13 protein-coding genes are annotated in these 13,007 nt (G+C 67.9%); 6 read left to right on the forward strand and 7 right to left on the reverse strand.

The annotated features are described in order from the left end of the window. Positions 1-84 precede the first annotated feature (84 nt). From IFT60_RS01480 to IFT60_RS01505, 6 genes are read right to left on the reverse strand one after another with little or no spacing between them, the layout of a single operon-like run. The gene (locus IFT60_RS01480; RefSeq protein ID WP_192048703.1) at positions 85-1,470 is read right to left on the reverse strand and encodes a beta-barrel domain-containing protein; all 1,386 of its coding nucleotides are present in this window, start codon (positions 1,468-1,470) and stop codon (positions 85-87) included. Between the two features lie 10 nt (positions 1,471-1,480). Beyond that, entirely contained in the window at positions 1,481-3,082 is a 1,602-nt protein-coding gene (locus IFT60_RS01485) for an FHA domain-containing protein (RefSeq protein WP_192048705.1), read from the reverse strand. 12 nt (positions 3,083-3,094) lie between these two features. Further along, complete coding sequence (locus IFT60_RS01490) at positions 3,095-4,513, reverse strand: efflux transporter outer membrane subunit (protein ID WP_192048707.1); 1,419 nt, start codon at positions 4,511-4,513, stop codon at positions 3,095-3,097. A 24-nt stretch (positions 4,514-4,537) separates the two neighbouring features. Continuing rightward, positions 4,538-6,502: an HD domain-containing phosphohydrolase gene (locus tag IFT60_RS01495; RefSeq protein WP_192048708.1), complete on the reverse strand. Its 1,965-nt coding sequence runs from the start codon at positions 6,500-6,502 to the stop codon at positions 4,538-4,540. Positions 6,503-6,508: 6 nt separating this feature from the next. Then, positions 6,509-6,949, reverse strand: coding sequence for a DUF4399 domain-containing protein (locus IFT60_RS01500; protein WP_192048710.1), 441 nt, complete (start codon positions 6,947-6,949; stop codon positions 6,509-6,511). Between the two features lie 21 nt (positions 6,950-6,970). Continuing rightward, positions 6,971-7,495 (reverse strand): DUF4399 domain-containing protein, encoded by a 525-nt coding sequence (locus IFT60_RS01505; protein WP_192048819.1) that lies wholly within the window; start codon positions 7,493-7,495, stop codon positions 6,971-6,973. A 137-nt stretch (positions 7,496-7,632) separates the two neighbouring features. Between IFT60_RS01505 and IFT60_RS01510 the strand changes: the two genes are divergently transcribed. Beyond that, positions 7,633-8,736 (forward strand): formylglycine-generating enzyme family protein, encoded by a 1,104-nt coding sequence (locus IFT60_RS01510; RefSeq protein ID WP_192048712.1) that lies wholly within the window; start codon positions 7,633-7,635, stop codon positions 8,734-8,736. Positions 8,737-8,761: 25 nt separating this feature from the next. On the opposite strand, the gene IFT60_RS01515 is transcribed toward IFT60_RS01510, so the two are convergent. Next, positions 8,762-10,822 (reverse strand): serine/threonine-protein kinase, encoded by a 2,061-nt coding sequence (locus tag IFT60_RS01515; RefSeq protein WP_229510627.1) that lies wholly within the window; start codon positions 10,820-10,822, stop codon positions 8,762-8,764. A gap of 338 nt (positions 10,823-11,160) precedes the next feature. Here IFT60_RS01515 and IFT60_RS01520 point away from each other — a divergent pair, with 338 nt between their 5' ends. The 5 genes from IFT60_RS01520 (at position 11,161) to IFT60_RS01540 (ending at position 12,814) form a co-directional block, all read left to right on the forward strand. Next, positions 11,161-11,448, forward strand: coding sequence for a hypothetical protein (locus tag IFT60_RS01520; RefSeq protein WP_192048714.1), 288 nt, complete (start codon positions 11,161-11,163; stop codon positions 11,446-11,448). A gap of 56 nt (positions 11,449-11,504) precedes the next feature. Continuing rightward, the gene (locus tag IFT60_RS01525; RefSeq protein WP_192048716.1) at positions 11,505-11,804 is read left to right on the forward strand and encodes a hypothetical protein; all 300 of its coding nucleotides are present in this window, start codon (positions 11,505-11,507) and stop codon (positions 11,802-11,804) included. A 17-nt stretch (positions 11,805-11,821) separates the two neighbouring features. Then, positions 11,822-12,073: a hypothetical protein gene (locus IFT60_RS01530; protein ID WP_192048718.1), complete on the forward strand. Its 252-nt coding sequence runs from the start codon at positions 11,822-11,824 to the stop codon at positions 12,071-12,073. Between the two features lie 94 nt (positions 12,074-12,167). Then, positions 12,168-12,371 carry a hypothetical protein gene (locus tag IFT60_RS01535; protein WP_192048825.1) on the forward strand — a complete coding sequence of 68 codons (204 nt, stop codon included), beginning with the start codon at positions 12,168-12,170 and terminating at the stop codon, positions 12,369-12,371. Positions 12,372-12,625: 254 nt separating this feature from the next. Beyond that, entirely contained in the window at positions 12,626-12,814 is a 189-nt protein-coding gene (locus IFT60_RS01540; RefSeq protein WP_192048720.1) for a hypothetical protein, read from the forward strand. Positions 12,815-13,007: the final 193 nt, after the last annotated feature.

A 13,007-nucleotide genomic window follows, 5' to 3' on the forward strand; every position in this document is an offset into this window, starting at 1 on the left:
CATGTCCACCGTTCGTGCCCATGCATACCGCAACGCCTGCGGCACTGCAGCGCACGCACACCCTGGTGGTGCGGCGAGCCTCCCTCACCCGCCGATATTCCTGAACGGATCCAGCGCCAGGTCGATCAACCTGCGCTCGCGCACCACGATCTCGGCCACGGCCGTCATCCCGTAGCGCAGCGGGTACGTGGTTTCCCCTACCGTGTACTGGGTCCGGTCGAGCGAGACGCGGCCCTCGTACACCGGTTGTTTGGTCGCCAGCGACGGCCGCGTGGATGGCGAGATGAATTGCAGGGTGCCGCGGATCAGGCCGTAGCGCTGGTAGGGAAAGGCGTTGAATTTCAGCTGCACGGCCTGGCCCTCGCGCAGGAAGCCGCGGTCGTGCTCGGCGATCTCGAGCTTCAGGATCGGCTTCGCGTTGCGCGGCGCGATGCCGCCCAGCGGCGCGTTGGCCTGGATCTTGTCGCCAGGCTGGGTCGAGGTCACCTCGGTGATCACGCCGTCGACCGGCGCGACGATGCGCAGGAAGTTTTCCTTGTCGATGTTCTCGAACTTGATGCGCGCCGCCGCGTCGGCCACCAGGCGCGCGGTCTGCACCTGCAGGCGCAGCTTGTCCTCGGCATTCGCGACCTCGCGGTTGGCCGACTCCGATTGCAGGCGCAGTTTATCCAGTTCCTGGCCGCTGGTTTCGAGTTCGGCGCGCGCCTGGGTCGATTCCAGACCCTGGCGCGCGGCCAGCTCGGCAATGCGCGCCTCGGCCACACGGACTGCGTTGTCCGCCGCCAGCAGCGCGTTCTTCTTGCCCTCGACCTGCAGCTGCGAGACCCCGCCGCCGCCCGGCAGCGCGAACAGGCGCGCGAACTTGTCGGCCTCGAGCCGGGCGGCGTCGCGCGCGCGGCGGGCATCTTCCAGGTTGGTGCGCGCTTCCTGCTGCTGGGCGCCCTGGCCCTGCGCCAGGCGGCTGGTGCCTTCGGCCAAGCGGCGCCGGTGCTGGCGCTCCTCGATCTCGGTCGCTTCGCGCAGCGCGGCGGCGTTGCGTTCCATCAGCGCTTTCTTTTCGGGGAATTCCTTCCACTCGCGCTCGGCATCCTCGAGCCGCAGGCGCGCTTCCAGCGCGTTGCGCGCCGCCTCGATGGCGCCACGGGCATAGATCCGCGCCACCACGTCGCCCGCCTTGACCGGCTGCCCGGCGGCGATATAGATGTTGCTCAGTTCGCCGTCGATGGGGGCGTACAGGCGGCGCACCTCGGATGCCGGCGCCAGCGTGCCGTTGGCCGTCACCAGCACGTCGGCATGGCCGAAGAAGGACCAGACCAGGGCGGCCAGCACCAGCCCCACCATCGAATACACCAGCGCGCGCGTGAAGCGCCAGGGATTGGCGGTCAGGATCGAGATGCCTTCCGCGCTGTGTTCTTCGAGCGCTTCGGCCAGCGGCGTCAGGCCCTGCGGTTTGATCCAGTCACGTTTCATTGCCAACTCCTCATGGGTCGCTCCTCGCTGCCGGTTCCTCGTAGCCTGGTTGCGCCGGCTGGCTGCGCGCCAGCGCCAGCCCGCGGATATTGCTGAGCGCATCGGCATAGGCGTCGCGGTAGGCCGGCACGTGCGCGGACATGGTCTCGAAGGCGCGCTGATAACTCTCGTTGCGCGCTTCCCACTGCGCGAGGAATTGTGCGATGCGCGCGCCGTCCCGGGCATCGCGGCTGGGCGCCTGCGCTCCGCCGCGGCCGGCTACAAAAGCTTGCAGGGCGACGATCCAGTCGAGCTGGTCGAGCAAGGGCGCGAGTTCCGGGTTGTTGCGCGCGCGGCCGCGCAGGGCCGCCACCTGACGCGCCGCGGCGTCGAAGCGCCCCGCCTTCAGCGCCGCCATCCAGCCCGGCAGGGTGGCCTTCAACAGCGCCTCGGTGTCCAGCGCGCGCAGGCGGCTGTCGCCCGGGTCGGCCGCGAGCGCCTCGCCTGCGCGCGCCGCCGCCTGCACGTAGGCGCGCTCGGCCAGCAGACCCTCGATCTCGCGTTCGGCGCCGCCGATGCCGAGCACCGCCCACGCCAGCAGCGCGGCGGCCGCCAGCGTGCCCAGCCCGTAGAAGCGCAGGCGGCGCAGGTCGAGCGGCCGCTTGCCGCCGAGCGCCGCGTGCAGGCCGGCCAGCATGACGGCGGCCTTGCCCTGGGCAGGCCGGTCCGCGCCGTCCGGCGCGTCCGCCGGCGCCGCATCGGCCCTGGGCGTCGCGTCGGCGGCCGGCGCGGCATCGACGCAAAAGATGTCGAGGAAGGAGTCGGCGGCGGCGACAAAGGTGGTGCGGTCGGCGTCCAGCGCCGGCTGGGCGAAAACGCCGATACGCGTAAGCGTCGGGTCGCGCGCGCTCGCGTCCCAGGCCAGGGAGATGCGGTAGACGAAATGGCGCCCGCCAAAGGCGAGCACGTCGCCCTCGTTCAGGGCCAGCGCATGTTCGTCGAGGCGCACGCCGTTGACGAAACTGCCGTTGGTGCTGCCCAGGTCTTCAATGTGCGGCTGCCCGCCGCGCAGGAAGATGTGCGCGTGGCGGCGCGACAGGTAGTTCACCTGGGCCGGATCGACGTCCTTGTAGCGCGCAAAGGTATCGTCGGCCTTGCTGACCATGAAGGGGAATTCGGTGACGACGATCGGCTGCAGGCTGGCGGCGCCGTCTTCCGGGGTAAGCGTCATGCTGGCCAGCCGCGCCTGCGGCGGCTCGGGCGCGCGTGCGGCGGCGTCCAGTTGCACCTTGTAATTCAGCGTCTTGCCCAGTCCTAGCAGGTCGCCATCCTGCAGCGTGACGATCGTCTGGCGCACGGCGACGCCGTTGACGGTGCTGCCGTTCTTGCTGCCCAACTCGGCAAAATAGACGGCGCCGTGTTCGCAGAAAATACGCGCGTGGCGGCGCGACAGGTCGGCGGCGAGCGTCGCCGGATAGGCGTCGAACGGCGCTTCGGTGCGGCCGATGGCGAACAGCGACTCGTGGATCTGGATCGGCGCCAGGTCGGGATGCGACACGGGAACCAACACGATCTTCAGGCGCCCTGCCGGCGCCGCGCGCGCGGCGGCCGGCATCGCATCGGACGCCGTCATGACGCGCTCCGTTCAGCGCGCTGATGCATTCTTTACTTCCACCGGCGGCCAGCCCCCGCCCAGCGCCTTGTACAGCGTCACCGTATCGGACAGGATCTGCTGGTGGTTCGCCAGCAGCGCCAGCTGCGCGGCCAGCAGCGTACGCTCTGACTCGAACACCTCCAGTTGCGACACCATTCCTTCCTTCATCTGCGCCTGCACCTGGGCCGCAACCACCCCGAGCCGCTCGGCTTGCTGCTGCAGTTCGACGCGCTGGCGGCGGTGGGCGTCGAGATTGACCAGCGCGTTCTCGACTTCCTCGAAGGCCGCCATGACCACGCGCCGGTATTCGTTCTCGGCGACCTCGGTGCGCGCCTCGCTGGTTTTCAGGCGCGCCTTGACGCTGGGGTCGAAGATCGGGAAGTTAATGCTGGGCAGGAGGCCGAAGGTGAACGACTTCAACAGCGAACCAAGCGCGAAACTGGACGAGCCGCCGCGCCCGGTCAGGCTGATCGAGGGCAGCTGCGCCAGCTTGGCCTGCCCGACCAGGTCGTAGGCCACCAGCACCCGGTACTCGGCGGCGACCACGTCCGGGCGGCGCTTGAGCAGTTGCGAGGGCAGGCCTTCCGGCACGGTCGGCAGCTGCACCCGCCCCTGCAGCGCGCCGGGCGGCACCGTTAATTCGCCGGCAGGCGTGCCGAGCAGGGTCGCCAATGCATTGCCGGCAAGCGCGCGCAGGCGCCCCAGCTCGATCAGGTCGCGGCTCAACTGGTTGATTTCGGCACGCTGCTGCAGGACGCGCGTTTGCGGCAGCAAGCCCTGCCCCATCATCGCTTCGAAAGTCGTCAGGATCGCCTTGTTCTTTTCCAGCGTCTGCTGCTGCTGGCGCATCTGCTCGTCGAACTGCATGATCTGGAAATAGGTCGTCGAGACGTCCGACACCAGCGACAGGTAGCCGGCGCGCCAGTCGGCTTCGGTGGCATTGAACTCGGCGGTCTGGGCCTCGACGCCCTTGGTCACGCGGCCCCAGACGTCGATCTCCCAGTTGACCTGGGTGCCCAGGTTGAACTGCTTGCTGAACGGCTGCCCGGTGCTCTTTTCGAAACTGGCGCCGGCGCCGGCGTCCAGCGTCGGCAAGGCGCCAGCGCGCGCTTCGCCGATTTCCGCGCCGGCGACGCGGATGCGCGCGGCCAGCACTTTCAGGTCGAAGTTGGAACCGAGCGCACGCTCGACCAGGCCGTCCAGGTAAGGGTCGCGGAACTGCTTCCACCAGTCCGGCGCGATCATCTCGGCCGGCGCCACCGGCAAACCCTGCTGGCTCGACCAGGCCGATTTACCGGGGCTGTCGGGCGTGCGATAGGGCTTCATGCTGACGTCGGCGCAGGCCGTCAGCAGTAGAGTCAGTGTGGCGGCCAGCGCGGCCCTGCCTGTCGAGTCGATATGTGAATTCATGATGCCACCTCGTCGGCCAGCCCCTCAGGCGTGGGCCCGCGCCTCCCATCCCCGCGCATCGACAAATACCTTGAACAGGCGCGCATCCAGGTGCCCGGCGCGGCATTCCTCGGCGATCAGGTCGAGCGCGCGCTCGACCGGCACCGCTTCCTTGTAGGGACGGTCGCGCGCGGTCAGTGCATCGAAAATGTCGCTGATGGTCAGGATCCGCGTTTGCAGGCTGATTTCGCTCCCCTTCAAGCCCATCGGGTAGCCCGAACCGTCGAGCTTTTCGTGGTGGCCGTGGGCGATCGCCGGCACGCCCGCCAGTTCGCGCGTCCAGGGAATCAGGATCAGGAAGGAATAGGAATCGGCCACGTGCGCTTCGATCTGGCGCCGTTCGTCGGGCGTCAGGCATCCTTTGCCGATGCTGAGCGCGGCGAATTCGTCGTCGCTCAGCAGGCGGAAGCTGGCATCGTCGTGCCCGGCGCAAGCGTGGCCGCGGATCGCTTCGAGCTCGTGCAGCGGATCGGTGTGCGACACCGAGGGCTCGTTGGCGCGCACGATCGTCGCGTAAAACGCGTCGAGGCGCGCGCCCTCCTCGCGCAGCTCGTCCTCGATGCGCTCGCAGGCGCGGCGGAATGCGCCCATGCCGAGTTCGCCCTTGAGGTGCTGCTGCGCCAGATCGCGCCAGGCCCGCCGTTCGAGGCAGGCGCGCGCGTAGCGGAAGCGCTGCTCGAGCAGGCGCATGTCGGCATGGTGCAGCTTCTTCTCCTTGCGCAGCACGTGTTCGCGCACGCCGACCTTGCCGAAGTCGTGCAGCAGCGCCGCGTAGCGGATCTCGCGCAGCTGGGCCGGCGTGAAGGCGGCGCGGCGCAACGAGGCGTCGTCGGCGCGCTCGATGGCGATCGCCAGGCTTTCGGCGTAATCGGCGACCCGGAACGAGTGGCCGGCCGTGACCGGATCGCGTTCCTCGATCGCCTGCACCGAAGCGCACACGAAGCCATCCAACAGGCCCTTGATGTCCGAATACAGCTGGAAGTTCTTCAGCGCGACCGCGGTCTCGGCGCACACGCCGCTGAGGATTTCCAGGTCGGCTTCCTGGAAGGCGTGCGGGTCGGACGAGGTATCGACCTGGATCAGGCCGAGCACGTCGTCGCCCAGGATCAGCGGCACGCACATGACCGAGAGGATGGCCTGGGCGACGATCGATTCGTGCGCCGAATAATTGCGGTCGGCCAGGGTATCGACCGAGAGGACGGCGCGCTTTTTCACCAGCACCTGGTCGACGATGGTGCGCGACACCCGTACCTGCGCCAGGTCTTCGGCGCCGCCGCCGCGGCGGCGTGCGGCGACCGGACGCGGCGGGTCGTGCTCGTTGCCGAGCATGATGAAGGCGCGCTCGGCCGGCGGGAACAAATCAAAAATGAAGTTCATGATCTTTTCGACCAGCGTGGCCTGGTCGGTGACGGCGCCGAGCGCGATGCTGACCTGGGCCATCGCGTGCAGCCGGTGCACGGTCTTCTCGAGGTCGGTGCGGGCCGCATTCCGGGCGTCGACCACGGGCGCGAAACAGGTGGCGTCGACCGAACCGGTGATGACGGTCGGCGTGTGGCCATGCTCGGGCAGCATCAGCGAGTGAAAAACCAGCTGCGCCGAGGCCAGCGCCAGCGCGTCGCCGTCGCGCAGCAGGTGCCAGGCCCCGGCCGCGAGACGCTCGCCGCCGACAAAGGTGCCGTTACGCGAGTGCAGGTCCTCGACAAAATAATTCGCGCCGCGGCGGCGGATGCGGGCGTGGCGGCGGCTGATGGTTTGCTCGGGAATGCAGATGTATTTGTCGGAGGCCAGCGCATCCTGGTGGTCGCGCCCCAGCACCGCTTCGTCGTGCAGCGCGAACACGCCCGGCCCCGGCTCCAGTGCGTTCAACCATTCGAGGTAGGCGCTGACCGGTTCGCCCTGGCCGGAAGCTGGACTGGACAGGGCTGCGGGAAATGCGGGATGCGGTTCCATGCCGGCTCACTTGACGGTGATCGTGATTTTTTTCGAGGTCACGGGCGGCGTGTGCGGCACGTGGTTTTCGTCGCCCATCAGCAGTTGCAGCGTGTGTTTGCCGGGCGGGAGCTCGATGGTGGTTTCGGTCTCGCCGGCGCCGTAGTGCAGGTGGTTACGGTCGTTCGGGATCGGTTGCCCCGCCGGCGGCAGGTCGGTGTCGATCAGCAGGTGGTGGTGGCCGGTATTCGCAATCGCGACGCCTTTCGGCGCCACGCCCATGTGGCGCAGGCCGAACCACACGCGGAAGGGCTTGTTCGCCTCCAGCACCTGGCCATTGTTGGGCCAGCCGATGTAGCAGTAGGCGTTCGCCGGCGCGTTGGCGGCGCCGGCCGGCAGGTTAACCGATGCGCCGGCCAGCAGCACGACCAGGGCCGTCATGGAGAAGGTGGCGAAAAGCTTGCGCATGATTTTTCCAGTGAGCGCGGTCTAGCGCACCGTGATCGTGATCTTTTTCGACACCACGGGCGGCTTGTGCGGTACATGGTCCTTGTCTCCCAGCAGCAGTTGCAGCGTATGGGTACCGGGCGGCAGCTCGATGCGCGCCTCGGTTTCGCCGGCGCCGAAATGCAGGTGGTTGCGGTCGTTCGGGATCGGCTCGGTCATCGACGGCAGCTCGGTATCGATCAGCACGTGGTGGTGGCCGGTATTGGGCACGTCGGCCCCTTTTGGCGCAACGCCCATGTTGCGCAGGCCCATGCGCAGCCAGAACTTGCCGCCATTGATGACGGTGCCGTCGTAGGGCCAGATGAAATAGACCTGGGGGCTGGCGGGATTTGGCGCAGGTTTTGCAGCAGGCTGCGCAGCAGTTTGCGGGGCGGGCTTCGCTGCCTGGTTTGCAGCCGGCGTCGGCGCCGGCGTCAAGGCCGGCGCCGCGGCTTGCGCTGCCGCTTGCGGCGCCGCGGACGCCGCGGATGCTGCGGCCTGCAGTACTGCCACCAGCAACGCGAACATGGAGGCGGTGTGGCGCATGATCGAAAACTCCAGCCGAGGTCGTATGGATGTGCGCATCGAACCATCTCAATCTGTCACACTCTGACTCAGATCGCAAGTCAAATCCTGTCGAAGTCAGTACGGATGAGGAGCCGGTCATGTGGCACGAGCGCTTGGTGGTGTTTGTACTGGCTGGGCCTGCTTTTGCGTGTTGCGCGCTGGCGGCGGCGCCTGCGGATCGGCCCGCGCCCGACATGCAGGCGCCGGGCATTGTTCCCCGCGCAAGTCCGGAACAGTTCGAGCTGGCGTTCTGGAATTCGATCAAGGACAGCCCGCACGCGAGCGATTACGAGGCCTACCTGAAGGCGTATCCGAAGGGCCGCTTCGCGGCCCTGGCGCAGGCGCGGCTGGCGCGCCTGCGTGCCCCGCCGCCGCTGGCAACCCAGTCCCACGCGACGGGAAGCGCGCCGCCCGCCGCGAAAACGCCGCCGAAGCCGGTGGCGCCGGCGCCGGCGCCGGCAAGCCCGGCGACCGCGCCCCGCAACGGCGGCGAAATCAGGGATTGCCAGTCCTGCCCGGCCCTGGTCGCCCTGCCCACCGCGTCGTTCACCATGGGGAACAACACCAGCGACCCCAGCGAACGGCCGGCGCACAAGGTCACCATCGGCGCGCCGTTTGCGATCGGAAAATTCGAGGTCACGGTGCAGCAATGGACTGCCTGCGTGACCGCCAACGGCTGCCCGCGCGTGCCGCTGTCGCCCGAGACCAGCGCGAGCGCGCCGATGCGCGACCTCAGCTGGGACGATGCGCAGCAGTACGTCAAATGGCTGGGCATGATCAGCGGCCAGCCGTACCGCCTTCCGACCGAAGCCGAATGGGAATTCGCCGCGCGCGGCGGCGCCGCCACGCCGTACTGGTGGGGCGCGCAGATGGCGCAGGGCAAGGCCAACTGCAAGGATTGCGGCCAGCCCTGGAACAGCGAGCGCCCGGCGAATGCGGGTTCGTACCCGCCCAACGGCTACGGCATCCACGACACCAGCGGCAGCGTGTGGGAATGGGTGGCCGACTGCTGGCACAACAATTACAAGGATGCGCCGGCGGACGCGCGCACCTGGGACGAGCCCGGTTGCCGGGTGCGGGTGATCCGTGGCGGCTCCTGGCGCGAAGGCGCCGCCTACATGGTCACCTCGACCCGTTTTCGCTACGACGCCAGCGTGCGCCAGTCGCAAAATGGGTTCAGGGTGGCGCGCAGCATCAAATGAGCGCAGTGTACCCTTGCAGTGTGCTCTACTTCCCGCGCCCGCGGATGTCGACCGCCAGGAACTCGACCCCGATGGCGCGGGCGCCGCTGCGCACGCGGATTTTGCGCAGGTTGTCCGCCACGCTGGCCAGGTAGTCGGCGCTCGGCTCGGCCTCGCGCCGCAGCGTTCCGAACAGCGGCTCCGGCGTCGTCACCAGCACCACCAGCAGTCCGGATCCCGCGGACGTGCCGATGCGCCAGTCGCCCGGCTGGCCGACCGTCGCGCGGTGGTTCGGCGGCGCCCGGTTGTTCAAGGCCAGCGCATTCGGCAGCAGGTGGATCACGCTGGCGTCCGGCGAATAGGCGTCGACCGTCATGAAGGACACGGCGCCCGGTGTCCTGACCTCGACCATCAGCGAATCGCCCTCGCGCAGGGCCGCGGCCCCGGCCGTTGCGCCGGCCAGGCGCAGCGCGGCGCCGCCGCCGGCCTGGCGGTGCGCGATCCAGTAGGGCGCGAAGGTCGCGATCACCGGGCAGGTGGCGGGGTCGACCTCGCGCACGTCGAGCTCGACCGCCGTCACGCCGGGCAGCGCCAGCAGTGGCTGCCTGACGGCGGCGGCGCCGCCCGCGCGCGATACCAATCCCTGCACCGTCACGCTGTTGGCCTTGACCTTGCCAGCCAGCGCGGAGCAAGGGATGCGCCCGAGGACGGCGGCGATGGCCGCCGCCTTGGGTGCGGCGACGGGAGCGGCGCCGGGCGCGGCGGGCGCCGGTGCGGCCTCGTCGACAACCGCGGTGGGCCGGGAGGCGGTCTCCGGGGTCGCCGGTGCCCGCACCACCCAATACCAGCCCGCCAGCACCAGCGCGCCGAGCGCGGCGCCCCCGGCGCACGAGGCCGCCAGCAGCGCGGGGCGCGACATCAGGCCGCCGGCGCTGAACTCGGCGAGGAAGCGCGCCACCGTCGGCGTGCGCGCGTCGCGTTCGAGCGCCAGCCCGCATTTGAGCGCCTGCCACTGGCTGCGGCCCAGGTTGGGCGGGCGCAAGGGCTTCATGCCGGTGCCGCGCGCCTGCGCCGAAGACATGCGGTTGAACGGATGGTGGCCGGTGAGCAGCTCATACGTGATGCAGGCCAGTGCGTAGATGTCGTCGCGCGGGTCGGGATCGCGTTGCTCCAGCATTTCCGGGCTGGCGTAGGCGGGCGTGAGCGCCCCGAGGCTGCCGGGGTCGAAGACGGTCGCGTCGACGTCGGTCTCGGTCTTGTGGAACACGCGCGCGATGCCGAAATCGATGACCTTGGCGACACCGGCATTGGTGACGATCACGTTGCCGGGCTTGAAGTCGCAATGGACGAAGCCGCGCCCGTGCGCATAGGACAGCGCATTGCCCATGCCGATGACGATCGGCAGCACCTGGACGTAGGGCAAGCCGTTGAAGCCGGGAGCGCGCAGCACCTGGCTCAGCGGTTTGCCCTGCAGGTATTCCATGGTGAGGTAGACCATCGGCCCGTCGCGGTCGAAGTCGTAGACCGAGACGATGTTCGGGTGCGCCAGCGCCTGCGCCTTGCGCGCTTCGCGCTGCAACGCGATGAGCGACTTCGGATGACCGCGGAACTGCACGTTGAGCACCTTGATGGCGATGTAAGGATTGCGGTCGGACGCCTCGAGTTTACGCAGGTCGAGCGCCTTGTAGACGGTGCCCATGCCGCCGAAACCGACGCACTCTTCCAGCACAAAGCGGCCGTTCAGGGTTTCGCCGACGCCTTTCATGCGCTCGGGTTCGCCTCCCCCTTGCCCGGCCTGGTCGGCCTGGCGCCTTGCGGGTGGTGGCGGGCCGCCGGGGCCGGCATGCGCGCCGGGCCGGGTCTGGACAAAGGTATCGTCGCCGCCCAGGCGCTGGCGCGCCGCGATCAGGCGCCCGATGCGCACCTGCACCTCGCGGTAGACGTCGCCCGGCAGCGGGTGGCGCGCGTGCTCCTCGCTCAGCAGCTCGAGCAGGCGGCCGGGGCTCTCGGGCGCGTCTTCCAGCACCCGGTCGAGCTGTGCCAGAAACGCGGAATGCTGCAAGGCGCCGCTCTGCAACTGCTGGAGCGTATGCGCGAAACTGTCCATGGTGTGCGTGGTTGAATCCCGGGCTTCTTATGAGATTAGCATGAAGCGGCCACCGATCAAGCCTTTGCGGCATCTCAATCCGACCGGGCCACACGGACTGATTGCTGCGACCCAACACCTGCCTCCCGCATGGTGGGAGCGGCCGTTCACCTGGTCCCACGCGGGCTTTGGCGAGCCCATCCTGCGCGACGCCGCGATTACAGGGTAAACCGTTTATTTTCAAGGACTTGCCCCTGCACCACTGGCACGTACGTGGACCTGGCACGCCTCTCGCTATATGTGCATCGAGCGCAAACCAAATGCCTCAACCAACCAAACCACACTTCAGGAGAATCACCATGAAAAGCTTGATCATCACCGACCTGGCCCGCACCGAACAACTCGATTCCGCAGCCATGGCAACCGTGCGCGGCGGTTTCAAGATGGGTGGCCTCGGCTACGCGTTCGGCGACGTGAACTACGCCCCTTCCTTCGATTCGTCGATCAAGGCGAGCCAGAGCCTGGGGCAGATGCAGGAGGTGCTGACCGCCACCGCCAACGGCTCGGCCTTCATCGACGGCGTGCACGTGAACAACAACGTCGACCAGCACGGCGAAAACAAGATCATCCGCCGCTCGGCTGTGTGATCCGGCTTTCATCCTTCATTTGATTCACTCAATTACTTTCACTAAGGAGCATCATCATGAAAACCCTGACCATCAAGGACCTGGCCCGCACCGAAGCACTGGACGGCCGCGCCATGGGCGCCGTACGCGGCGGCTTCAGCATGGTCTCGCCGGCTTACCTGGCCGCGTATTCGCCCGGCTACAAGGCGGGCAACCTGAGCTACACGCCTTCGTTCGATTCGTCGATCGACGCGACGCAGACCCTGCTGCAGCAGCAAAGCGTTACCACGGCCACCGCCAACGGCTCGGCCTTCGTCGGCGGCGTGCACGTCAACAGCAACGTCGACCAGCACGGCGAAAACAAGATCATCGGCTAAACCAGGGGATTACGACCATGTCATCCATCGCCATCTCCGACCTGGCACACAATGCCGAACTGGACACCCGCGCAATGTCGGCGGTACGAGGCGGCAGCGCCTTTGGCCAGGACGTGAATGTGAACGTGGAGCTGAACCAGCAGATCGGCCAGTTCCAGCAGATCGACATTAACGTCCTCAACAACAACGGCGTGATCGGCGCCGGCTTCACGGGGCCGAACATCGACGTCGCCGCCGCGCTGCGGGCACAGAACAAGGTGATATTCTGACCCTGACTCCGATTCTTACTGCGCCTTCGCAATCTTACCTCCATCCCGGCAACGGGATGGATTCCGTTAACGTTTCACTTTTCCAGGAGTTCCTATGGCTACCATCGTGATCCATGATTTACCGGAAAGCAGCGAACTCGATCGGCAGGCGATGCACGCCATTGCCGGCGGCTCGCGCTTTCGTTCGGGCGGCGCCGGCGCCGCCCTCACCCGCGCCAGTCAGCGGCGAGTGCGCCTGTTCGATCTTGCGCCGGGCAGCACCGCCGATCGGCCGGCGCCGCACCCGCAGCCGCGCTGAAGAGCGTGCACTGCACGACAGACCGTCCAGTCGACCACTGGACGGTTTTTTTTCGTCCGTGCTGTAGGAAACCGGTGTTGGACGGAGAGCGACACGTCAGCGCGGGCTGTTGGGCGCAGGCCGACGGTTTCGCCGCGTGCAGTGCGCCCTTCCCCGCTTTTCCCCCTTTTCCAGGTCTGGCACGCCGCATGCTCTATCGAAGTCGTGGGCGATACGCCCGCACCTTTCGACACCAGCCAATCAAGGGGAACATCATGAACATGCACAAGCACATGGAAGCCATCTTCGTCGCCACGCTTGCGGTCATCGGCGTCGGTACCTTCGCGTTCGACAGCCTGCCGCAGGCGCAGGCGGACGCCGGCAAGTCGGCGGCAGTGACGCGCGACGCCGTGCCGGATGCGCGGGCGATTGTCGTGCGTGCGCCGACGCTGCCGCGTGCTTGAGCGCGGACAGGCGGCCGCGTGCAATGCGCGGCTGCCTGTGGTTGTGATTAGCGTTCTCTCCTGAGCTGGACCCTTCCCGTCTTCCTGTTCTTCCTGCCCCATTGCGGGCATTCCCCTCTACTCCCTGCAAGACCCGATGGCATGCCGTGCAGCTCCGGTGTATTCCGGGTGTATTTCCGGCGACGCGACCGTG

This window comes from Massilia sp. CFBP 13721, from assembly GCF_014842025.1.
GTDB lineage: Bacteria > Pseudomonadota > Gammaproteobacteria > Burkholderiales > Burkholderiaceae_D > Telluria.